Origin of the sequence: Thalassotalea piscium (assembly GCF_030295935.1) — a bacterium.
Lineage (GTDB): Bacteria > Pseudomonadota > Gammaproteobacteria > Enterobacterales > Alteromonadaceae > Thalassotalea_B > Thalassotalea_B piscium.
The window spans coordinates 1,395,233-1,418,753 of the sequence record NZ_AP027362.1 but is presented as its reverse complement, the minus strand read 5'-3'; the positions used below and the strand labels follow the sequence as shown (position 1 = coordinate 1,418,753).

Sequence of the window (23,521 nt, the reverse complement as noted above, 5' to 3'; positions counted from 1 at the left end):
ATAGGTGAATATTATGACTAAAACTATTGGAATTGACTTAGGTACAACAAACTCATGTGTATCGGTAATGGAAGCAGGTGTTGCAAAAATTATAGAGAACGCAGAAGGAAGTCGTACCACCCCTTCTATTGTTGCTTATGCAAACAATGAAACGTTAGCAGGGCAACCTGCAAAAAGACAATCAGTAACCAACGCTGACAATACTTTATTTGCGATAAAACGACTCATTGGGCGTAAATTCGACGACAAAGAAGTACAAAAAGATATTAAGTTAGCCCCATATAAAATTATTAAGGCTGATAACGGTGATGCTTGGGTTGAAGTTAACGGTAAAAAGCTTTCGCCACAAGAAGTGTCAGCACAGTTACTACGCAAGTTAAAAAAAGATGCAGAAGCCTACTTAGGCGAAACAGTAACGGAAGCAGTTATTACCGTACCGGCTTACTTTAATGACTCACAACGCCAAGCAACTAAAGACGCAGGTAAAATTGCAGGGCTTGATGTTAAACGTATTATTAACGAACCAACAGCCGCTGCATTAGCGTACGGTGTTGATAAAAACAGCAAAGCCGACCAAAAAGTTGTTGTTTATGACTTAGGTGGGGGTACTTTTGATGTGTCAATTATTGAAATATCAAACATCGATGGTGAAAAGCAGTTTGAAGTATTAGCAACTAATGGCGATACCTTTTTAGGTGGTGAAGACTTTGATTTACGGTTAATTAATTACCTTGCTGATGAATTTAAAAAAGACAGCGGGATTGACATTAAACAAGATTCACTCGCACTACAACGCATTAAAGAAGCGGCAGAAAAGGCAAAAATAGAGTTATCATCGGCGTTACAAACCGACGTAAACTTACCTTATGTTACCGCAGATGCAAGTGGCCCTAAACACTTAAATGTGCAAGTTACTCGGGCTAAATTAGAGTCGTTGGTTGATGATTTAGTTAAAAACACTATAGCGCCATGTGAACAAGCACTAAAAGATGCTGGATTAAGTAAAGGTGATATTAGCGAAGTTATTTTGGTTGGTGGTCAAACACGTATGCCAAAAGTGCAAGACGCGGTTAAAGCCTTCTTTGGTAAAGAGCCACGTAAAGATGTAAACCCTGATGAAGCGGTAGCAATGGGCGCTGCAATACAAGCAGGTGTTTTATCAGGCACAGTTGGCGATGTGTTATTACTTGATGTAACGCCATTATCACTCGGTATTGAAACATTGGGTGGCGTAATGACAAAACTGATTGAGAAGAATACCACCATACCAACACGGGCTTCTGAAGTGTTTTCAACAGCTGAAGATAACCAACCTGCGGTAACGGTACATGTGCTGCAAGGACAACGTGAAATGGCAGCAGATAATAAGTCGTTAGGTCAATTTAACTTAACCGATATTAAGCAAGGCCCACGTGGTTCGGTACAAGTTGAAGTTACCTTTGATATTGATGCTAACGGTATTTTACATGTATCAGCCAAAGATACAGCAACAGGTAAGGAGCAAAGCATTAAAATTACAGCATCAAGCGGCTTAACTGAAGATGAGATCAATCGCATGGTCAATGATGCAAACAAACACGCTGCTGAAGACAAGCAAAAGCGTGAACTCGTTGAGCAACGTAACCGAGCAGATCAGTTAATTCATACGGTGCAAACTTCAATGAGCAACTTTGCAGATGAGCAACAAACTGAGCTAAAAACGTTAATTGAGCAACTAAAAATGGCCGTTAATGGTAATGATAAGTCAGCCATTGTTATGCGACAAAAAGCATTAGAAGAAGCTTACGCAAAAATAATGCAAACGTCACAATCGCAACAAACTGAGCAGCACAATACTGCAGCTAATACAGAGGCGAGTAACGACGATGTGATAGACGCTGACTTTGAAGATGTTAGCAACGGATAAACATTAGGCTTTATGTGTATAGCAAGTAACATCACTTTTGATTGCGCTTAATACTTACTAATGTTTGCAACTAACCTAAACCCCTAATATTTATTAGGGGTTTTTTATTAGGCTGTCTTATAGAGCGTGTTAACTCAGCTCTCGCCTACTTCTTTGCCATCGTCTTAGCGACATAGCTACACCGGTATACACCAACAAACAAGCTATTAGCGATGCGATACCCGCTAAGGTTTGACCGAATAAACCATATATTTCACCCGTATGTAAAAAACGTATATAGCTTCTCACCTTACGATAAGTAGATAACTCATTAAAACTCTGCTCGGCAACTACCCTACCACTCATAGTATCTACAATAACCGTTTTACGTTTTTGTGGCTCACCGCCATTGCCCATATCAACAGTAAATGTTTGCCTATTCTGAACACGCTTTGGCACAGAAAAGTTAATGGTTTTCCACTGAGGATATGCCGTATCCAATTTATTAAATAAAGCTTGCCACAAAAGCTGATGTGCGTGTTCTTCTGGTGTTAGTGCTTGAGCTGTTGGTAGAGGGTTTGCAGCAGTTGAAACATAAGATTTTAACGTATTGCCAGGCCATTTGAATGAAAAGAAGAAAGCCGTAAAAATTATAACAACTAAAACAGGTGCCATATAAAAACCAAAGACATTATGCCACTGATAATCCCTTGCCTGTGTATTTTTATGGTGCTTAGTTAACATCAACTTTTGTTTAAATGCCTTTTTTTTAAATTTAACGGGCAGCCATAAATATAAACCGCTTAGCGCTAATATTAGAAATATTACATTTGCAATACCATTAACCCAACGCCCTACTTCACTGAACTTACCATCGAAAGTTAACCAACGATGAAATGCTCTTAATTTACCTAAAAAAAGTTTGGTATCAATTCCCGGCTCTACCATTTCATCGCCAGTATAAGGATTTAAGTAAGCAAGGGTTTTACGACCTTCTTTCACAACAAACGGCGCATTAGGCTCATTAGTTAAACTTATTGTTGGTGGTTTTTCAGTATCATACCTTTTAGCGATTTGAATAACATTATCAAGCGATAAACGATCCGCTCCTGTACTTGGCATTTGAGGAAAGTCAGCCCTTTGCGCTGACTGAATCATTTGTCTCTCATAAGTTAAACCAACACCCGTAATAGACATTAAGAATATAAACAGTGCGGCACTACAACCAATAATAAGGTGTAGCCAAAAAAATAGTTTTCTAGTATTCATTTCTTTTTCTTATATTTTCGCAACCCAAAATTTTACTTGAGCAGAATAATTATTACCCGTTACTCGCGCTGCTAGTAACGGGCTGTTTTAGGTTATTAAAACGATGTTTTAATTTCAAAGCGAGTAGTTGTACCGTCACCAATGGTTACATTGTTAACACCACCACCCGCTAAGTAGTCTTCATCAAGCACATTCTCGACATTGAGTCGTAAATTCACTTTTTTACCCATAACTTGTGTTTGGTAATTTGCGCCAATATCTATACGACTGTAGGCGTCTTTAGACACTGTATTTGCATTATCGGCATAACGTTCACCTTGAAAAAATATCCCTGCGTTAAGCGCTAACTTTTCGGTTAATTCATAACGTGACCACAAAGAAGCAGACCACTTTGGGGCATCAACCGGCGTTTTCCCTTGATATTTTTCATCTTGTTCAAACTTTGCATTCAAATACATTACAGAGGTCATAACAAACCATTTATCGGTAAGTGCACCTTGCGCAGACAATTCAACACCTTTATGCCTTTGTAGACCTGATTGAGTAGTAACTGTTTCATAAATAGGGTCATCCACAAGTTGCTCAGAGATTAACGTGCCGCTTTTTTCAATATTAAAAATTGCCGCATTTAATAATAAACGATCTGAAACTTGCCACTTTCCACCTAACTCTACTTGTTTAGACGTGATAGCATCAAGGCTCATACCATCGTTTTTATCAAGATCATTGACTATTGTTTCACTACGTTGAGGTTCAAACCCTTCAGAATAATTTAAATAAACTGTACTACCTTCAATTGGATGATATAGCACACCTACTTTTGGTAATAATGATTCGTTATCTGCACCTTCTTTATTTTGTTTATCGTAACGAGCACCAAGGGCGACTTGCCATTGTTCGTTAAACGTAATTAAGTCTTGAAAATACATACCATAGTAATCATATTCACTAGAATACAAGCTAGTATCAGTAATATAATCAATATTAGGTTGAACTGGTTCAGGTTGCCCTGGAGTATAATTAATGCTGTCGCCATTAGTTTTTAGTTGCCCGTAATAATAGTCGAGACCATTAGCACCAAAAAGTAACTTATGCTCTACACCTGCTAAAGTAACCTCGCCATTTAGGTCAATAAAGGCCGTTTTAAATTGCCAATTGTCAAAACGATCATAAGGTTTAGATACATAGCTTTCGCCCTGTTGATAATCAGAAGGTTTTTTCGGAGAAGATTCGAAACGTTGCCTTTTAAAAGACTGCTCGTTATAGCCAAGTTTAACTTCCCATGCATTGTTAATAAAATACGTTAGCTTAGCGCCAATATTTTCAACATTAATGTCTGTAAACGCCCACGAAAAGTCATTTATTGTGTGTTTATTACTCACAATATTACCATTGTTATCTAACCATGCGCCTGTATCTAAACCGGCTTTGTCATTTGTACGGTCATAATAAGCATTTAATACAAGGCTATCATTTAACTGATGCTCAAGTACCAGAGATCCTAAAAAGCGGTCACGTTCACGTTTTTCGCCATTTTGATACTCACGTTCAAAGTTAACATCTTGCTTAACTAAGACCGCACGGTAATTAGTGTCGGCGAATACTTCTCCCCCAGCATCAAGCATAAAGCGTGTTGAACCATTTTGATCAGTATCAGCGCTTACCTCAAGTAACGGCGAAGATGTAGGCTGTTTAGTTACCATATTAATTAAACCACCAGGGGCTGACTGACCATATAAAATGCTTGATGGACCTTTTATAACTTCAACACGCGATAAGGTTTCAATGGGTTGCTGATAGTGGGACCAATGCTGATGACCGTCTCTTAAGTAGCCGGTAGAAGAGCTTAACTCAAAGCCCCTAGCGCTGAATACTTCACGGTTTCTTTGCTTAGAGCCTGGCGATAAGCTTGCATCATTATTAAGCACCTCACCTAAAGTGGTCGCTAATTGTTCGTCAATAATGGTTTCTGGAATTACGGTAACCGCCTGCGCTGTCTCAAGCAATGACACATTTGAACGCATAGCACCTGAGGCATTTTCAACTTGATAGTCATTAAAATACGTTCCATTTACATGTATAACTTCAATGTCTGTTTCGTAATTGCTTACTTCGTTAGAAGACGCGGTATTTGATAAGGCTAAAAGCCCAAGACTTACACTAATAAAAATTTGATTTAACTTCATGACGGTTCAATAAATTGGTTAACTGTTTTTAAGAGGCGCAAATATTAACACAAACACGAATGAGAACAAGTCTCATTTGACGTTATGGGTAATATTTTACTTTAGCTAGAGAAGGTTTTATTTACTTGAACTATGCTTTCGGATAAAAACAAAAACGTAAGCTATTGATAAAAATATTATTTTTATTTCACCAAGGACTTATCCTTTCAAAATAAATAACTAAAATCATTCTAAAACAACGAGCACTGTTCTATTTTCACCCTGACTAAAGAGGGAAAGTGAGACGGTATCACCAATCTTATATTTATCTAACTCTGTGAATAATGACTTAACTGAATTTACAGGAACTTGATTAATCGATTGAATAACATCACCAATAACAAAATCAAAACGGGACACCTTTACAGCGTGCAATTTAGAACTGTTGGCTGAATCTGAGTTAACTTCTAACACAATCACTCCGTCAATCCCAAGCTCGCTGGCGATTTGTTTATTAATACTTTCATCGACAAAAATGCCCAATGAAGGACGGCTATATTTACCAAAAACAATAAGTTGAGGTACAACTTTATTTACCGTATCAACAGGCACAGCAAAACCAATACCCGCATATGCGCCAGAAGGACTATATATTGCGGTATTAATGCCAATTAACCGCCCTGCACTATCGAGTAATGGCCCACCAGAGTTTCCAGGGTTTATCGCCGCGTCAGTTTGAATGAGGTTATTGATAATAAGATCTGAATCTGCTGATAAAGAACGATTCAACGCCGAAACAATACCACTGGTTAATGTATGGTCAAGCCCAAAAGGGTTGCCAATGGCATAAACAGACTGTCCAACCTGTAAATTTGAACTCAAGCCTATAGGAATAGCAGGCGGTATGTTTAGCGGCACATTAATTTTTAACACGGCTAAGTCGTGGTTAGGACTAATGCCCACTAACCTGGCTTGAAATGTTCTACCATCGTTCAATCTAATATTGGCTTCAGATGCGCCTTTAATCACATGGTAATTAGTGACTACATGCCCAAATTCATCCCAAATAAAGCCAGAGCCTGTCCCTTTAGGGACTTTACGAATATCTCTTGTCCAATAATTACGAACAATCTTGTTGGTAGAAATAAATACAACCGAGGGACTTGTTGTATTAAAAATATTAATAGTGCTTAATTCATTATCAGCAAGGTTACCTCTCGCAAGCACAGCGCGAGGTTGAGCTTGCTTAACAAGCCAATATTGCTCGAAGTAAGCAAAAAGCAAAGTAAATAAATATAAGCCACCAATAACCCATATTGCTAAACGAATGACTTTTAAAGCACTTACCTTGCTGTTCATTGTTAACATCCTTTGAGCTATTTATAACCTGAGTTCGGGATAATGGGTGTGCATAAAAAACATTTTAAATAATAGTTTACAGTGCCTTAGCTGACTTTTTTAAGTACTAGGTGCATTTTAACTCAACCAATGCTAAAAGTTTTGTGTGAATCAAGGCTGATTTGTGTACCTAATAGCTGGCTATTAGTAGCAAATTATACGCAGATACACGCGAAAATCTTAGCTTTGGTGTACTTAGCTTATCCCGAACTCAGGTTATTTATACCAATTTCACTAACTAAGTGAGCATTTCTACTAGCCAACTTCGAGGTCATTTATCTGTCCATTAGAACAGCTAAGGCGTTTATTTAACTGCAACCTGTCCATAAAATAACTCAGCCAATTAATGAAACTGGTATAATTTATTTTTTATTGTAGCCAAAGCTTTTTCTTCCACTTGCCTAATTCGTTCTTGTGAGACTTTATACTTTGCTGCGAAATACTTGTGCGGTTTTTTATCATCTGACAACCACCTTTGGGTAATAATATCTCTACTGCGATCATCGAGATCTTTAATGGCACTATAAATTTTCGCCATCGCCTTATCAGAAAAATCTTCTCTTATTATTTGACTGTCTAATGAGGTAGTCTTATCTTCCAATAACTTTTCACAAATGAAGCTGGAGTTTTCATCGTCATTCTTAGTTGATGAATCAATAAAAACATCAGATTGCGTTAGCTGTACTTCCATTTCAGTCACATCTTCGACACTAACGCCTAATGACTCAGCTATAGCCGTTTTATCACTATACTCTAACCACTCTGTATTCGTTTTTAATCGTCTTAAGTTAAAAAACAATTTACGCTTTGCCTTTGTCGTTGTTGCTTTAACTAATCGCCAATTTCGTATTACAAATTCTTGAATTTCCCCTTTGATATAATGAACAGCAAAACTTGAAAGCCTCACGCCAAAATCAAGCCGAAACTTTTTAATTGATTTCATTAAACCTATTGAGCCTTCTTGAACAAGATCTTCTATAGGTAAACCATAGCCTTTAAAAGATCGAGCAATAAACCCAACAAAACGCAGATGCGATAATACAATTTCTTGTACTGCATTCAGGTCATTGTGCTCTTGGTACTTTTTAAACAGCGCTTTCTCTTGGGTCTCACTCAGCATTGGTAAGCTTGTAACATAGGTCATATATGATTCAAAACTACTCGTTTTTTTAAGTGTTATGGGTAACTGCAGTGTCATAACACCATCCTCCTACTAAATAAATTAACAAGTAAATATGTTTATATACAAATAAAAGCGTACTGTATAACGCTAATACACTTCGTTCAGATATTATATAAATTGATTTTCTAAATATTTAACTAAAGAAAGTTTGGGGTATACAAAGTACACCCCTAATTTCTACGCTGCCTTGTCGGTTTTAGTGTCTTTGCTATCGGCGTCAGCTTTATGTTCAATTACCTTATCTTTTTGATTAATGGTAATAGTTTTTGGCTTCATCGCTTCCGGAATTTCTTTAACTAAATTAATGGTTAATAATCCGTTCGAGAAATTAGCATCAGTCACTTCAACATAATCAGCTAGATTAAACTTGCGTTCAAAAGTACGATTAGCAATACCATGGTGTAAATACTTACGATCATCTTTAGTATTTTTGTTACCTCGTACTGTTAACACTCCTTTTTCAACCTGAATATCAAGTTCTTCTTGAGAGAAACCAGCAGCGGCCAAGGTGATCGCATAACGGTTTTCATCAAGAATTTCAATATTATAATGAGGGTAACCGCCTATTGTAGCTTCTGAAGTAAGCGCATGATCAATTAATGATGCTAAGCGATCAAAACCAATGCTACTGCGGTAAAGTGGGGTTAAATCAACCGAATTCATAATAAATCCTCCGTAAGAAGCAAAATATAATAAAAACAATTAAAAGTGATTTGATCTCATTTTAAGACAATCTCATCACACCACTATAGATAGCGATTAAGAAAAGAAAAACAAGGATACAAATTATAATTTTTTTTCATAAATCTAAATTTTTTTATAACTATCAAATAGACTTTCTCAATAGTATTTAACCTGAGTTCTGGATAACGGATGTACGTTAAACACAGATAAAGCTATATTTTTCAATTATTTATTATAGAACAATCGTATTGCTTATCTAGTTATATATCAATGTTATAAGTGTTGACTGAATCAAGGCAAGTTTGCGTACCTAATAGCCAGCTATTAGTAGCAAATTAACGGTTTTTTAGTTCCAGACAAAAACCAAGTACCTACGTCCATGCAGGCAACGTAGATACGCGCAAAAATCGTGACATTGACGTGCTTAGCTTATCCAGAACTCAGGTTATTTATAATTTATCGAACTGCTGAGACTTTAACTTGAGGGTATTTACAAATAACCTAGCATCGCTAATTTCTGCTAGCATTGAATTATTAGGCAAGCAGTCGTCGTCAACATAATCAGCAAAATCACCACTAGGATCGAATACTAAAATATCTAACGCTAAGCGGTCTAATCCGTATAAACCACGGTGGATCATATCTGCTGAAAACACTAATAAGTCTCCCGCTGCTAATGCTATTTTTTTACCATTAGGAAGTTCTTCAAAACTATACCTTCCGTGAGTTTCTTGGCGAACGGAAAATTCTTCGTCGTTATCCCAGCGTTTGTGAGTCCCGGGTATTAGCTCCATGCCAGGTTCATCAAACAGTGGTACACGAAGATGCAGTACTTGGGTGTCTTTAATCGCTTGTTTTTGCCCTTCAATGTCATGATCGTATTGGCAGTCTCTGTGCCAAAAGTCTTTTAACTCGGGGTTTACCGGGTTAAAAAATAATTGTGTATTCATAAATGCAGGGCTATTGGGTATGAGTGAATCGATAACTGCCATCATTTTTTTTGAGCTAATAAAATTGAACAGCGCGACCCTATCGTTATATGATAAATAATGACTGCCTGTAATTAACGATGAGTTGAATGCATCTTCTTGATAGAAGGTTGCATGATCTTGCTTCCATAATTGATGAAACTTCAAAATAACAGTTCTTAACTGTAAAACCTCTTGGCTATTAAAATAATTTCTAATAACAAAGTAGCCTTTATCGTGATACTGGCGACTGAACTGACTAAACTTTTCTTGCATTAACGCCAACACCTTTTCATAAAAATAAACATACCAACATAGCAATATCGCTTTATATCAGCGATAAGGTATAATTAACACCAATTAGTCGCCTATTTTATTCGAGTTAACACGATTAAATACCACGATAAACAAGAAATACACTCAAAAGATCTTTTTGAAACAATTACCGTAGCAGACACACAACTTAGTATTGCTACCTTTAATTTATTCAACTACCTTGAACCCCCTAATGCTTTTTATGAATTTGAACGCATTTATAGCGCTGAGCAATGGGCGAAAAAGCAACGGTGGATAACAAACTACTTAACAGAATATCAACCTGATATTATTGGTTTTCAAGAGGTATTTAGCAGCGAATCACTAAAAGCGTTAGTGGCAACACAAGGTTATAATTACTTTGCTGTGGTTGACCAACCAGAGGTTATTGACGATTTTATTTTTAAAAAACCAGTGGTTGCCATTGCATCGCGCTATCCTATTGTTGAGATAACAGCAGTTAAGCCCGATATTGAACTAGCACAAGCACTAGGCTTAACTGATAACTTTTCTTTTAGTCGTAAAGCATTAAGAGCAACAATTAATGTACCTCATGCTGGCAACTGCGATTGCTACGTAGTGCACTTTAAATCTAAGCGCTCAATGATAGAACTTGATAAAAGAGAGAAAAACTTTACACCTGAGAAAATCATTATTGAACAGCTAAAAGCCAATATTGCTGGTAGTTGGGGCTCAACCTTACAACGCGGTAGTGAAGCAACGTTATTAATAATTGATATGATAGCAAGGCGCGAAGCTACCAATAACCCAATGATATTAATGGGCGACTTTAACAACACCTTAACTGATGGTGTATTAAACCATTTACTAACGAATACCCTTCACTTTGTATCTACTATTGACCGAGAGGCATACCTGGCAAAGTACTGTTTATATGATGCATGGCACTTATTTGAAGTAGCACAAACCAACGAAACACAAAGCAAGAATGAGTTAACGCGAACACCAACGCATTATTTTGGCGCAGGTAGTTCAGTACTTGACTATATTTTATTATCTTGCGAGTTCGATGCGAGTTACCACGATAGCCTTTATCAAGTAAGTGCTTATAATACTTATGACAGGCACTTAATTAACCCTGTATTTGAACGTGATGGTGAAAGTACCGACCATGGTGTTGTGCAGGTTACGTTAACCTTACGCTCATAGCTATAGGCATAGCCATAAAGAAAGCCTGTTCAGGGTAACGTTAATTTATAGCGTTTTGTCTAACACCGACTTTGCTTGACGTATTTGATTAAACATTTCAGCACAGCCACCTTTATCAGGGTGATGCACTTGCACAAGTCGTAAATACTGCGCTTTAACCATGTTTGCATCTGCACTTGCTGGAAGGCCTAGTACTTTAAGTGCTTCTTGCTTGTTGTCTTGTGCGAAATATCGTTGCCAAAACGACTTAATCATCTCGTTAATTTCGTTTTCTTGTGTGTCAAAGTAATGTTTAGCATTTAAGTAATACTCTTCAAGTGGGTCATTTCGCTCAAGCGCAGTTGATGAGTCATCAGTAACCTCCATGACAGTACTTAAAGCGATACGTTGAATTCGTACAGACTCAATAACAAGTGCAAATTGCTTAGTTTGCCGATAGTGTTTTTTTAAATGATAAAGCGCATGCATACATAGAAAGTGTGCGCTAAATAAATCTTGGGAGTCAGCTAATGAAAACTGCTCAAAAGGCGCTACTTTCTTTTCTTGTAAGTACGTAATAATTTGGTGTTCATTACATTGCGAACATCCATTTAAAAACTGCTCAATCGCATCGAGTATTGGTGATAAATAAGAGTTTAAACTGTGCATATTTATGCCTTTCATCTGCTTTCAATCATTTCACTTGGCTCTGTTTATTACCAGCTTCCTTAATGATGAAGTCTACTTTGTATACAGTAATTGATTATATTAGCGAGTTGAAATAATCCTATCGCTAGGGCGTGTTGATCTTTTTTGTACATTTTTGCAGCGATTTGTTTGGTATTTATACAAGGCTGAACTTATGTAATGAGGGTGTTCCCCATAAATAATTGAAAACGCTGAAGAAATACCAAAGAGGCGCTGTCCTACGGATACGTTTAAACATGATTTACTTTTCGTTCTAGCTCATTTCTGTAGAATAACTACATTTTACTCGATACGCCTCAATTAAATTATGCTTAATCCGTACAAAATTCGTACTCGAAAGATCAACACGCCCTAGTAGGATTGGTGTAAATATTCCTGCGAAGCCATTTCAACTAACCGACTTCTAGTTCGTTCAAATTCAAACAATAAACTACCGTTATTATACAGCTGATCTTGCGCGACATAAGCCGTTATTATTAAATTTAAATTACAATCGTAACATTCATCAACCAATGCAATAAAACGCCTTGCTGCATCGTCCATAGGGGCAAGTATTACTTCGCGTTCACCTGTTTGACCAGCTGAAACGTTTATATTTGAACCGTTATCTTCAGTACCTCTTGCTTTTATTCTCTCATAAGCTTGGCCACTCATCGGAGGTACATTAAATAAGAGTAACGTACTAAACCGTTTAGCTAACTCTACATAATCAAAATGACTACGAGGTCCTTGACATAAGTCGGTAAAATCGAAGCATATAGTACGATTACTCGCATTAGTACTTTTAGCAATATAGGTAATTTTTCTACCTAAAATATTAATTTCACTCGCAGAGTTATCTGGTTTTTTGTTAAGTTGGCTTGGTAAATCTAGTTCAAAACGATGCAATAGTTTTCGATGTAATGCTATTTGTTGGTCGGTAAATTCTGGTAAGACAAAATAGTTTTGTACATAAGTTAAACTGCGATTTCGGTGATCTAACGCGCCTGTTAATGCGATAACATCAGTATGTTGTTCTATGGCGGTAATAGCGGGCAAAAAACGCTCGCGTTGCAAGCCATTTCGATATAACTCATGCGGCGCACAATTGCTTGTGCTTACTACTACAATACCTAATTCAAACATAAAGGTAAGTAAATTACCTAGCAACATTGCATCGCCAATGTCGGTAACAAAAAATTCATCAAAGCATAATACCTTATATTGTTGGCTAAACTGCTCGGCAATAAACCTTAGCGGCTCAGCCTTGCCTGATAACGCATTTAGCTCTTGATGTACTTCTTGCATAAAATGATGAAAATGCTGACGTTTACATATAATACTGGGCAAGCTATTAACAAATAAGTCCATCAAAAATGTTTTACCACGTCCTACTTTACCCCATAAATACACACCTTTAATTGCCGCATTTTTACTAGGGCGATCACCATTAACATTGGTAGAGTTTAGTGTTTTATATAATTGCTGCAGTAGCGATATTGCTTGTTGTTGCGAAGGATCAAAGCTTATTTTCTTTGCGTTAACTAACGCTTGATATTGCTCAAGCGGTGAAAGTGAAGATGCGTTTGTAACAGTTGAAAAATTAGTTGGCATTGGGGTTAACAGTAATTAATGGCAAATATATTCTATCGTAAAAATAGGCTAAACGTTAGGTGCTGGTCAGTGATATATGCCTTTTGATTAATGAAAGATTTTACTGCTAAACTAGCGGTGTTTTTTATCATATAAAAGGGTTGGTTGTGTTTAGAATTTCATTATGTATTTTTACGCTATTATTGTCGCTACAAGTGCACGCTATAAAAAACAAAGGGCAATACATTCAGCCAAATAATATATTCCCTAAAGTACGAATTGAAACGTCTATGGGTAATATAATTTTAGAACTAGACCGATACAAAGCCCAAATTACTGTTGATAATTTCTTAGGATATGTAGTTCGAGAGCAGTACAACGGTACGCTTATTCATCGGGTAGAGCAAGACTACCTTATTCAAGCAGGAGGCTTTAACACCAACTACAGCGAGGTTGAACCTGCACCACCTATTTTCAATGAATCGGGTAACGGTTTAAAAAATAAAACAGGTACTATTGCAATGGCAAAACAGTTAAGCGACGCCCACTCTGCAACCAACCAGTTTTTTATTAACCTAAACGACAATACTAATTTAGACCCCGGGAACTCATGGGGCTATGCTGTTTTTGGTGAGGTTATCGAAGGTTACGAAGTACTTGAAGCAATCTCTGCAGTAGAAGTAGGCTATAGCGACAAGTTAGGCTATCCAACCGTCCCCAAAAAAATGATCACTATTATTAGAGTAGTAGTGCTTGAAGAAGAAAAAGAAGATACGCAATGAAAACAGTCAAACACAAGGTATTTATTTTCATAACTAGTTGTTCAGGACAATAATGCTCCTATTGTCCACATAAGCTACATCCATGTAGCGGTTATTGTAAAATAAATAACGCAGTAGTTGATTGTTTTAACCAGTAGGTATGATCACATAGTTAGTGAGATTGTTATAAGGTATAGGTTTAATACAATCTTCAAAATGAATACACCTTAGAAAAAACGCATTAACCAATAAAAAACACCACGACTAGCGTGGTGTTTTAACTTAGAGGTAATTACATTAAGTATTAAAGGGTTAATGCTTAATTGTTAATTGTTAATAACGTTTATTTAAACACTTTATCAACGGCAATTACTTCAACATTTTTTGCTGGTAAAGCTAATTTGTAGCTTTCGATAATCTTATCAGTAGCAAGTAAATCAGCGGGCTTGTCACTGTTGTATTTCAGTGGTGATACTTGCTCAGACAATAAGCGTTTTTTCATGTCTTTACCGTCGCCAGAGATGAAAACATAATGAATATTATCCGTTTGTAAGTTTTCTTTAATAACACGATTAACATCAGCTAACGATAACTGAGCAAACTGGTCGCGAACGTATTTAACAAACTCTGGTGTTTGGTAAAACTCACTATCAAGTGCGTAACCTAACTGTTTGTCTTGGCTTGCAACTAATTGCGGTGCGTAGTTCGTTAAGTAATTACGCGTTGCTAAAAAGTCTTTCTCGCTCATACCATTTTCTATTAGCTTATCTAACTCATATAACGCAGCACGAGTGGCAAAGTGCGCGTCGTTATTTGAACGTAGCGGACGTAACCATACTTGGAATATTTGGCTTGAACGACCTAAGTTTGCATCAGGCTTTGTTTGAAACATACCGCGAGGGAAGTATTCAATATATGCATAGTCGCCATAGTTCATACCACGCTCTTGGCGTATTTGTTGGTATAAGTAACTGTTAGAGCTACGATGTTCACCAAAATACGAACGAACTAACCAAAGTGCTGCCCAATCTTGATCACTACGTATTGTGTCGATTGGAAAACCAAATGATACAGCTGTCGATTGTGCGTTTTTCTCAACAATAGTGGCTTGATGACCAGTTAACTTAGGTGCTTTAGCAATAGTTAAACGTTTTTCATCTCCCGCTGGCAATGTACTTAGGTCGCTCATTAACTGAGTTTTTAACGCATTTGGCATAGCACCAGTAATACCAACGTTTAATTTAGCTTGTGTTAATTGTGCGCTGTAAAATGCTTTAACATCGTCAAGGGTAATACTGTCTAAATCAGATAAGTCACCGCTGTTGAAGCTTTCATACGCATGGCCTTGATAAAGTTTACTATAAAGCACCTCTTTACCTAACTCTTCATCGTTAGACGCTTTAAGGCCAGCTTTAATGCTGTCGATTAAGTCTTTTTTAATACGCTTAAAATCATCTTCGCGCCAGCCAGGATTTAATAACTGATCGCTGATCAACTGATACCATTGACTTGCGTTATCTTTATGTACTCGTCCAGTGAACGACATCATTTCTTTATCAAGTTGAGACGAAAAGCGCCCGGCTAGTGGATACAGCTCTTTTTGAATTTCTTTATAACTACGTGTTTGTGAGCCGCCTCTGGTTAGCATAGCTGCTGTTAATGCCGCTACGCCTTTTTTACCTTTAGGATCGGCTGCTGCTCCAGTATAAAAAAGAAAATTCACATCAATTAACGGTGAGTCATTCGTTTTATCAAGCACAGTAAACAATGGCGCGCTTGGGTTAGTTTTGGCTTGCTCAATTTGTGCAACTGCAGCATTTAAGTTTACTTCTTGATCAAAGCCCGGCACTTTGTCTAATGCAGACATAGTAACGGTTGTACGGTTTTCATCAATGAAATACTTATTAGCAATACGGTTAATGTCTTCTGCTGAAATATTGTCAAAACTATTATAAAGGTGGTTTATTGTTTCAGGATCGCGGTCAAAATGCATGTACCTCGCAAGCGTTGAAGCAATAGACTCAGAAGAGTCTAGGCGATTGATAAAACTATATTTCAAATTAGACTTTAAGTTATTTAGCTTTTCACTTGACACTAACTCTGTGCGAAGTTTCGCGTAGGTATCATTAACCGCATCACGCACAACGGCTAAGTCTTTTTCATCGTTTACTTTAATGAACACATGACGTAGCCCAGCATCTTTAGTTTCAGGGTTGTAGTTAAACATTTGGCTTGCCACTTGCTTTTCTACCACTAACTCTTGGTATAGTGCTGAGTTATTTGAGAAGTATAATTCAGATACTAAATCTAATGCCGCTCTATCTTTTTCTTTAGGTTGCCAATCGGCCCCTTTATAAGAAACAAGTAACCAATGCCCTGGTAAACCATCATACTTCTCATGAACATACTTCGGTGCTTGCTGCTTTGGCTCAGGAGCAATGTTGTTAACAAAGTCACCTTTTTCCCAATTTCCCCAATGTTTTTCTACCATTGCCATAGTAGCTTTTGGATCAACATCGCCCACAATAACTAACGACACATACTCTGGCTTATAAAATTGTTTAAAGAATTTTTCACCGTAAGCAATTTGGTTTGGCATTGCTTCTACGTCTTCAAAAAATCCCATAGTGGTATGTTTATAGGTATGTGTATCAAACGCTTCTTTACGCACAGCCGCTAATAATTTACGTGTAGGACTCGCATTATTTTTTAAGTATTCACCTTTTACTGTTAATGCTTCAGTTTTAAACTGTGCATCTGTGTATTTTAGGTTTTTAAAATGATCAGCTTGAATTTCTAATACGGTATCTAAGTGATCTTTGGAAAAGTCTAGGTGATAATTAGTGTAGTCGTTAGTAGTGTATGCACCATTATCAACGCCTGCATTTTTAAATAAGTCGGCATAAACAGCTTGAGGGTACTTGTCTGAACCTTTAAACATCATATGTTCAAAGAAATGTGCAAAGCCGGTTTTGCCTACTTCATTTTCATCTCGAGAACCAACAGACACAGGAATTTGTACGGAAACTAGGTCTGGATAGTCTGTTTTAACCACTAAAACGCGTAAACCATTATCTAATTCTTTAAATAGATATTTCTGGCTGAACACTTTGTTAGCACTGTTTTCAGATGCTTGTGCTAATGCACTATTTTTAGCACCAGTATTGGTAGCCACGCAAGCGGTTAACGATAAACTTGCGGCGATAATCGCAGCTAAATATGTCTTTTTCATGGTAATTCCCTATTTTATTATTGCTATATCTTAAGTAACTATTACAAGTTTTTCATTAGTTTTGTCAGGATAAAGCCTAACGATATGTAACAATTTAAGTACAATGTATAAATGTAAGACATTATTTACTAAATTTATTAAATTCCGTAAAAGGTTAGCTGTACTTAAATCATGATATAAAAAAAGACAGTGATGCTTTTTTAGATTATTCTGAGTTATTAAGGCGTGTTAGTTTTTACTGCCATTAAGAATTACAACAATAATAATAAATTCGGCTATTTCAATAATAGCTTGATATAAAACAGAGGCCTCTATGGTTAAAAAAATAGTAAAATGGTTCGGCATATTATTACTTTCGGTAATCGTTATTGCAGGAAGTTTCGCATCTTATGAATGGTATTCAGATAAACCGATAAGGTTTCGTTCTTTTGTCGATCGTGAAGTGCTTAAAATGGCATTTCAAAGTCCTGAAACATTAACCTCGTTAGGCTTTTTAGAGTCGTTAGGAATAACAGGTCATAATGCTAAGCTAGACGATGCAAGTTTAGCTAAATCTGATGAGCTGTATGTAAAGTTGAAACAAGTACTTAACACACTCAACTCGTACGATGACGCAAGCTTAAGTGAATCAGATCTTCTTTCTAAAGAAATCGCATTATATTTACTTAACTTTGCACAGGAAACCGAGCAGTTTCGTTTTCATGACTACCCTGTAAACCAATTATTTGGTATTCAAAGCGCTTACCCAAGCTTTATGGAAGCCCAGCACCAAATAAATAATGTTGATGATGTTAATAATTATTTATCGCGATTAATGCTCATTAAAACTAAATTTACCCAAGAATTAGAAGGCATAAAGTTAAGAGAAGACAAAGGGATTATTCCACCATTATTTGTTATTGAGCGCGTGCTTGAAGAAATGAATGGCTTTGTAAACACGCCTATTGAAGAAAACATTCTGTATACGTCTTTAGCTAAAAAAATGACAGATAGCGGTAATGTTACAGAAAGTGAGCAAACAGAATTACTCGCAAAAGCTAAAAGTAATATTAATAAATATGTTCACCCTGCTTATCAGTTATTAATTGACTACTTCACAACATTACAATCAAAAGCGACCAACGACGATGGTTTTTGGCGCTTACCCAATGGCGAAGCTGCTTATGTTGCATCTTTGAAATTCTACACCACAACTGATTATACACCTCAATATATTCATGATGTTGGCCTAAAAGAAGTTAACCGTATCCAATCAGAAATAATGACTATTTTAGCTGCACAAAATTACGACGTTACTCAAGGCTTTACTGAAGCAATTGAGAGTTTAGCTGCACAAGAGAGTTTTTATTATGAAGACAGTGATGCTGGCCGTGCACAAATTTTAGCTGATTATCAAACAATACTTGATGAAATAGATGCTGGTTTAGATTCCGCATTTAGAATACGTCCAAAGGCTGGAATGGAAGTGGTAAGAATTCCTGAATTTAAAGAAAAAACTTCTCCAGGTGCCTATTACCAACAACCTGCTATTGATGGTAGTAGGCCAGGCCGCTTTTTTGCCAACTTATACGACATTAAAGCGACTCCAAAATATTCAATGCGCACCTTGGCCTATCATGAAGGTATTCCGGGACATCACTTTCAAATTGCAGTAGCAATGGAGCTAGAAGGTTTACCACTATTTAGAATGTTTTCACCTTTTACCGCTTATGTTGAAGGTTGGGCGCTATATAGTGAATATCTTGCATGGGAAATGGGATTTCAAAACGACCCTTTCGATAATATTGGTCGTTTACAAGCTGAGCTATTTAGAGCGGTTCGTTTAGTTGTTGACACAGGCATTCATTATAAAAAATGGACGCGTGAAGAAGCCATTCACTATATGAAATTAAATACCGGCATGGCTCAGTCTGATGTTGTCGCCGAAATTGAGCGCTATATTGTAATGCCTGCACAAGCAACTTCTTACAAAGTGGGAATGATGAAAATACTCGATTTGCGCGAAAAAGCTAAAAAAGCGCTAGGTGATAAGTTCGACTTACGTGACTTTCACGACGTTGTATTAAAAAATGGCGCTGTACCACTTAACCTTTTAGAGCGATTTATTGATAAATATATTGCAGATACATTAGCTAAATAACCTGCTACTTTAGGCCAACACTCAAGAATCAATAGACCCATGCGGTCTATTGATTCTTATCAGAAATCCCCCCTAACAAAACCTTAAACTCCCGCCTCTAGTCATTATAACTTCAACGCCTAATACCAGTTTCATCAGTTAAGTGCTCTACTTTATACGCAGTAAAAACATTCAAATGCATGCTTTCATAACAAGCTGTTCAGGGCAATTATGCTTTTGCATTGTCCACATAAGCTACATCCTTGTAGCGATAATTATAAAACAAATAACACAGTGGTTGGTTATTTTTAGCCAATAGAGATAAGCACATAGTTAGTGAGATTGGTATAAGTTCGCCTTGTTAAAAACTCAATGATTATTGACTCTACCTACTATATTTATAACACTGTACATAAATCGCGCAATAGAGAAAATAATGAAATTATATGTAACATTATTCTTGGCTTTATTACTTAGTAAGGTTAGCAATGCTTACGATAGCCAACCCATGCTAACAAACGGTTTAGATAAAAATATTTCTGCCAATGTAGTGGTGAAAGGCGTTTCTATACCTTGGGCTATGGTACAACTGCCTAGTAAAGAAATTGTTATTAGTGAACGCTCGGGTGAGCTTCGTGTAATTAAAAATAACCGTTTATTAACTCAATCTATTACTGGGCTACCTGAAATTCATAGTAACGGACAAGGTGGCTTGCTTGATCTTGCCCTTCACCCCCAGTTTAGCAAAAACCAATGGCTATATTTTACTTTTGCAAGCCCACAAGGTGAAGACTCTGGCAGTAATACAGCGCTTATGCGAGCAAAATTAAACATAACGACAATGTCATTAACTAATCAACAATTACTGTATAAAGCCACGCCTAACACTCAAAAAGGCCAACACTATGGCAGTAGAATTGTTTTCGATGATAAAGGCTATGTATATTTCTCGATAGGTGACAGAGGTCAACGTGATTTACTCCCACAAGACATTAGCAAAGATGGCGGCAAAATATATCGGCTACATGACGACGGTAGTATTCCAATTGATAACCCATTTGTAACTACAGAGGGAGCTAAAACCGCAATTTATTCTTATGGTCATCGTAATCCACAAGGTTTAAGTATAGACCCTGTTACCCAAAATATTTGGTCTCATGAACATGGTCCTCGCGGCGGTGATGAAGTCAATATAATTAAAAAAGGCGCTAATTATGGCTGGCCTTTAGTAAGTTATGGCATCAACTATAGTGGTACAACTTTTACAGATAAAACTGAGATGCAAGGTATGCAATCACCTGCTCTACATTGGACACCATCAATTGCTCCATCAGGTATGATTTATGTCTCTAGTGATAAATACCCTTCTTTGAAGGGGAAGTTTTTAGCAGGTTCAATGAAATTTAATCATTTAGTGTTACTAACTATCCAAGAGAAACAAGTTATTAGCCAAGAGAGGGTATTTGAAAATATTGGCCGTACACGAAGTTTACTACAAGGTAACGATGGTTATATTTATGTGGGAATTGATGGAGAAGGTATAAAAAGGCTCGAACCAAAATAATAGTAAATCATTGTTCTAGTTAACCTGTACTCGGGTTAATGAACGTTGATTTTCTCACATAAAACATTGTTTTTTTTTAATTAGTTTAATTTAATTCACTGTTTAAAAAATCTAACCTTTATTTCTCAGTATTGACAGTTTTGTGAATATCAAGGCGAATTTTTTGATCCAATAGCGGGCTATTGGCAACAAATTCAACGTAGATAGGCTCAAAAATAGCTTACTGAGTAACTTTGCTTAACCCGAGTTAATAAAAAGCGCCAACCACATTTATGATTAGCGCTTTCTTATAAAGTGACATCTACAGCTTAAGTATCTTTATGTAAATGAACATCCATTTGTGGGAAAGGAATATTTAACCCTTCTGTAGCAAACGTTTTATAAACATTTTCATTCATTGCAAAGTATACAGCCCAATAATCTGGCGCATTTACCCATGCTCTAACAGCAAAGTTAACTGAGCTGTCGGCAAGTGCTGAAACAGCAATAAACACTTCAGGATCTTTTAAAATACGCTCATCAGCATCACATAAACGCTTAATAACCTCACGCGCTTTATCTAAATCGTCACCGTAGGCAACACCAATAGTCCAATCAACACGTCTTTTCGGCTCAGTAGAGTAATTGGTCATAGATGACGTTGATAACCCACCATTTGGAATTATTATCGTTTTATTATCAGGCGTTTTTAAGATGGTATTAAAGATCTGAATTTGTGAAACAGTACCGACATAACCTTGTGCATCTATCACATCGCCTACTTTAAACGGTTTAAAAACAAGGATCATTACGCCACCAGCAAAGTTTTGTAATGTGCCCGACATAGCCATACCAATAGCTAAACCAGCCGCACCAATAATAGCAATAAACGAGGTCATTTCGATGCCTAACATTCCCAGCACCGTAATAACTAACATTACTTTCAACAGGCCATTTACAATGCCTGATAAGAATGGCTTCAACGACGGATCAGTACCCGCTTTATTCATTGTTTTTTGAACAACACCACTGATAACTTTAATTACCCAGCCACCAATGATCCAAACCAATATCGCGCCAATGAGTTTTGGTCCGTAAAGCACAGCCATACTGGTAATTTGGCTAATTATTTCATCTGTATTCATATTATTATTTCCCTGATTCATTTTAGAGCTCATAAATGAGTACTAAACTCATTGTATTACTCTCATTAGAGTATTCTTAATGTGAAACTTAACCCGAACAGTAATCACAAGTAAAAATTCCTCAATTAATATAGAATAAAAATAGAAATATCCCTAAAAGTTTCTGTTTAGAAAGAAAAATACCTATAACAATAAAACTTGAATCCCTTTTACTTTGGCTAAAATCACCTCGCGATACCACCAGGTTTAACCCCTTCGCTTAAGCTAAAACTGTCGCCAACTGAACCTACAACTACTTGCTCTCTGTTTGACTGTAATAACTCACGCAATGCAAATACAGAATTGATACCTGTACAGTGCGCTCCCATCAAGTTTTGTAAACCAAAGTGCTTAAGCTTATTCGCCGTCCAAGCCAAGTGTTGATCTTCAGCATTAACTAAATGAAAGCCGCCTATTGCCGTAGTAATTTTATGAGGAGAAATATGTTTAACAATATGCTCCATCGTATTAATAATACCCGCATGTCCACAGCCAGCAACCAATACCAAACCGTCTTTGGTATTAATAACTAACGACATATCTTCAGGGATATTGTCTTCTATTTGCCCATCTGACGTTTCAATTCTACCTCTTCCTCCCCAGTTTCTTTCAGGATGGACACGTGCAACATTACCCGTTAACCAAACACCCGGATAAATTTCTTTAACATTAGCATACTCACTAAACACTACTCCTTGATTTTCTAGCGCACTTTTCATTGCTAACATTCGATTAGCTCGCCCAACACGTTTTGCAAAAATCCCCTTCCCTACATGCACGTGCGAAAGCGCTTTAGGGTTTAACTTTTGGTAGTGTGCTCTTAAGGTTTCTAGCCCACCAGTATGATCGCCATGATTATGGCTTAAAATAACATCTTCAACATCCGAAAGGTCTACATTAAGATCTTTAACATTTTGCAGTACAGTTTGCGGTCGATTACCTGTATCAAATAATATTTTACGACCGTCAACTTCAATAAGTGCAGCGTAACCCCACTCACCTATTCCGCGGTTTGCTAACATAGTTGACAGCGTAGTTACCTTTAACTGTTCAACTTGATAAAGTTTAGCTTCATTAGCACTAACACTAGCGCTCAAAGTAATTGATATAGATAATATAGAGAGTAATTTATGCAATTTCATTCGTCTTCCTTTTGCTGATTTGGTATCACTTATTATTAGGTAACCATAATAATAAATATGAGCGGTGTAAATAATTGAAGCTTTGCCAAGTTCATGTCAATTTAGTCTGACTGATTATAAAAACAATTAAATTGCACTCCCCTTTTAAATAGTGAAGGTCTCTGTTGGGGTAGTCCGCTTGAACAAGCAGAGATTGAACTTTCTCAATTTGCTCAAGCGTTTCTTTTAGCCTTAGATGTCTAGT

General features: G+C 36.9%; 16 protein-coding genes. 5 read left to right on the top strand and 11 right to left on the bottom strand.

Annotated elements, in window-relative coordinates; translation table 11 throughout:
* Nucleotides 1-13: 13 nt before the first annotated feature.
* Nucleotides 14-1,906 (top strand): molecular chaperone DnaK, encoded by a 1,893-nt coding sequence (dnaK, locus tag QUD79_RS06125; protein WP_184425107.1) that lies wholly within the window; start codon nucleotides 14-16, stop codon nucleotides 1,904-1,906.
* Nucleotides 1,907-2,035: 129 nt separating this feature from the next.
* On the opposite strand, the gene QUD79_RS06120 is transcribed toward dnaK, so the two are convergent.
* The 6 genes from QUD79_RS06120 to QUD79_RS06095 form a co-directional block, all read right to left on the bottom strand.
* Nucleotides 2,036-3,154, bottom strand: a complete 1,119-nt coding sequence (locus tag QUD79_RS06120; protein ID WP_184425105.1) for a PepSY-associated TM helix domain-containing protein — start codon at nucleotides 3,152-3,154, stop codon at nucleotides 2,036-2,038.
* A 95-nt stretch (nucleotides 3,155-3,249) separates the two neighbouring features.
* The gene (locus QUD79_RS06115) at nucleotides 3,250-5,340 is read right to left on the bottom strand and encodes a TonB-dependent receptor (RefSeq protein WP_184425103.1); all 2,091 of its coding nucleotides are present in this window, start codon (nucleotides 5,338-5,340) and stop codon (nucleotides 3,250-3,252) included.
* Between the two features lie 225 nt (nucleotides 5,341-5,565).
* On the bottom strand, nucleotides 5,566-6,678 hold the full coding sequence (locus QUD79_RS06110) for a S1C family serine protease (protein WP_184425101.1): 1,113 nt from the start codon (nucleotides 6,676-6,678) through the stop codon (nucleotides 5,566-5,568).
* A 382-nt stretch (nucleotides 6,679-7,060) separates the two neighbouring features.
* Complete coding sequence (locus QUD79_RS06105) at nucleotides 7,061-7,915, bottom strand: RNA polymerase factor sigma-32 (protein ID WP_184425099.1); 855 nt, start codon at nucleotides 7,913-7,915, stop codon at nucleotides 7,061-7,063.
* A 162-nt stretch (nucleotides 7,916-8,077) separates the two neighbouring features.
* The gene (locus tag QUD79_RS06100) at nucleotides 8,078-8,563 is read right to left on the bottom strand and encodes an Hsp20 family protein (RefSeq protein ID WP_184425097.1); all 486 of its coding nucleotides are present in this window, start codon (nucleotides 8,561-8,563) and stop codon (nucleotides 8,078-8,080) included.
* 470 nt (nucleotides 8,564-9,033) lie between these two features.
* Nucleotides 9,034-9,828, bottom strand: a complete 795-nt coding sequence (locus tag QUD79_RS06095) for a phytanoyl-CoA dioxygenase family protein (RefSeq protein ID WP_184425095.1) — start codon at nucleotides 9,826-9,828, stop codon at nucleotides 9,034-9,036.
* A 192-nt stretch (nucleotides 9,829-10,020) separates the two neighbouring features.
* Here QUD79_RS06095 and QUD79_RS06090 point away from each other — a divergent pair, with 192 nt between their 5' ends.
* The gene (locus QUD79_RS06090) at nucleotides 10,021-11,037 is read left to right on the top strand and encodes an endonuclease/exonuclease/phosphatase family protein (protein WP_184425126.1); all 1,017 of its coding nucleotides are present in this window, start codon (nucleotides 10,021-10,023) and stop codon (nucleotides 11,035-11,037) included.
* A 45-nt stretch (nucleotides 11,038-11,082) separates the two neighbouring features.
* On the opposite strand, the gene QUD79_RS06085 is transcribed toward QUD79_RS06090, so the two are convergent.
* Together QUD79_RS06085 and zapE are read right to left on the bottom strand one after the other, a co-directional pair.
* Nucleotides 11,083-11,685, bottom strand: coding sequence for a DNA-J related domain-containing protein (locus QUD79_RS06085; protein WP_184425093.1), 603 nt, complete (start codon nucleotides 11,683-11,685; stop codon nucleotides 11,083-11,085).
* Between the two features lie 390 nt (nucleotides 11,686-12,075).
* The gene (gene zapE / locus QUD79_RS06080) at nucleotides 12,076-13,317 is read right to left on the bottom strand and encodes a cell division protein ZapE (protein ID WP_184425091.1); all 1,242 of its coding nucleotides are present in this window, start codon (nucleotides 13,315-13,317) and stop codon (nucleotides 12,076-12,078) included.
* A 146-nt stretch (nucleotides 13,318-13,463) separates the two neighbouring features.
* Between zapE and QUD79_RS06075 the strand changes: the two genes are divergently transcribed.
* Nucleotides 13,464-14,078, top strand: a complete 615-nt coding sequence (locus QUD79_RS06075; RefSeq protein WP_184425088.1) for a peptidylprolyl isomerase — start codon at nucleotides 13,464-13,466, stop codon at nucleotides 14,076-14,078.
* Nucleotides 14,079-14,400: 322 nt separating this feature from the next.
* Here the strand turns inward: QUD79_RS06075 and QUD79_RS06070 are convergent, their stop codons facing one another.
* The gene (locus tag QUD79_RS06070) at nucleotides 14,401-17,289 is read right to left on the bottom strand and encodes a M16 family metallopeptidase (RefSeq protein WP_184425087.1); all 2,889 of its coding nucleotides are present in this window, start codon (nucleotides 17,287-17,289) and stop codon (nucleotides 14,401-14,403) included.
* 313 nt (nucleotides 17,290-17,602) lie between these two features.
* Between QUD79_RS06070 and QUD79_RS06065 the strand changes: the two genes are divergently transcribed.
* Nucleotides 17,603-19,429 carry a DUF885 domain-containing protein gene (locus QUD79_RS06065; protein ID WP_184425085.1) on the top strand — a complete coding sequence of 609 codons (1,827 nt, stop codon included), beginning with the start codon at nucleotides 17,603-17,605 and terminating at the stop codon, nucleotides 19,427-19,429.
* A 415-nt stretch (nucleotides 19,430-19,844) separates the two neighbouring features.
* Nucleotides 19,845-20,972 (top strand): PQQ-dependent sugar dehydrogenase, encoded by a 1,128-nt coding sequence (locus QUD79_RS06060; RefSeq protein WP_184425083.1) that lies wholly within the window; start codon nucleotides 19,845-19,847, stop codon nucleotides 20,970-20,972.
* Between the two features lie 308 nt (nucleotides 20,973-21,280).
* Here QUD79_RS06060 and QUD79_RS06055 read toward each other — a convergent pair whose 3' ends face one another.
* Complete coding sequence (locus QUD79_RS06055) at nucleotides 21,281-22,096, bottom strand: mechanosensitive ion channel family protein (RefSeq protein ID WP_184425081.1); 816 nt, start codon at nucleotides 22,094-22,096, stop codon at nucleotides 21,281-21,283.
* A 224-nt stretch (nucleotides 22,097-22,320) separates the two neighbouring features.
* Nucleotides 22,321-23,277: an MBL fold metallo-hydrolase gene (locus QUD79_RS06050; protein WP_184425079.1), complete on the bottom strand. Its 957-nt coding sequence runs from the start codon at nucleotides 23,275-23,277 to the stop codon at nucleotides 22,321-22,323.
* Nucleotides 23,278-23,521: the final 244 nt, after the last annotated feature.

What these genes read in the sequence shown, in the direction of transcription:
- dnaK (WP_184425107.1), top strand. Translation starts at nt 14, where the DNA reads ATGACTAAAACTATTGGAATTGACTTAGGTACAACAAACTCATGTGTA.
- QUD79_RS06120 (WP_184425105.1), bottom strand. Translation starts at nt 3,154, where the DNA reads ATGAATACTAGAAAACTATTTTTTTGGCTACACCTTATTATTGGTTGT.
- QUD79_RS06115 (WP_184425103.1), bottom strand. Translation starts at nt 5,340, where the DNA reads ATGAAGTTAAATCAAATTTTTATTAGTGTAAGTCTTGGGCTTTTAGCC.
- QUD79_RS06110 (WP_184425101.1), bottom strand. Translation starts at nt 6,678, where the DNA reads ATGAACAGCAAGGTAAGTGCTTTAAAAGTCATTCGTTTAGCAATATGG.
- QUD79_RS06105 (WP_184425099.1), bottom strand. Translation starts at nt 7,915, where the DNA reads ATGACACTGCAGTTACCCATAACACTTAAAAAAACGAGTAGTTTTGAA.
- QUD79_RS06100 (WP_184425097.1), bottom strand. Translation starts at nt 8,563, where the DNA reads ATGAATTCGGTTGATTTAACCCCACTTTACCGCAGTAGCATTGGTTTT.
- QUD79_RS06095 (WP_184425095.1), bottom strand. Translation starts at nt 9,828, where the DNA reads ATGCAAGAAAAGTTTAGTCAGTTCAGTCGCCAGTATCACGATAAAGGC.
- QUD79_RS06085 (WP_184425093.1), bottom strand. Translation starts at nt 11,685, where the DNA reads ATGCACAGTTTAAACTCTTATTTATCACCAATACTCGATGCGATTGAG.
- zapE (WP_184425091.1), bottom strand. Translation starts at nt 13,317, where the DNA reads ATGCCAACTAATTTTTCAACTGTTACAAACGCATCTTCACTTTCACCG.
- QUD79_RS06070 (WP_184425087.1), bottom strand. Translation starts at nt 17,289, where the DNA reads ATGAAAAAGACATATTTAGCTGCGATTATCGCCGCAAGTTTATCGTTA.
- QUD79_RS06065 (WP_184425085.1), top strand. Translation starts at nt 17,603, where the DNA reads ATGGTTAAAAAAATAGTAAAATGGTTCGGCATATTATTACTTTCGGTA.
- QUD79_RS06060 (WP_184425083.1), top strand. Translation starts at nt 19,845, where the DNA reads ATGAAATTATATGTAACATTATTCTTGGCTTTATTACTTAGTAAGGTT.
- QUD79_RS06055 (WP_184425081.1), bottom strand. Translation starts at nt 22,096, where the DNA reads ATGAATACAGATGAAATAATTAGCCAAATTACCAGTATGGCTGTGCTT.
- QUD79_RS06050 (WP_184425079.1), bottom strand. Translation starts at nt 23,277, where the DNA reads ATGAAATTGCATAAATTACTCTCTATATTATCTATATCAATTACTTTG.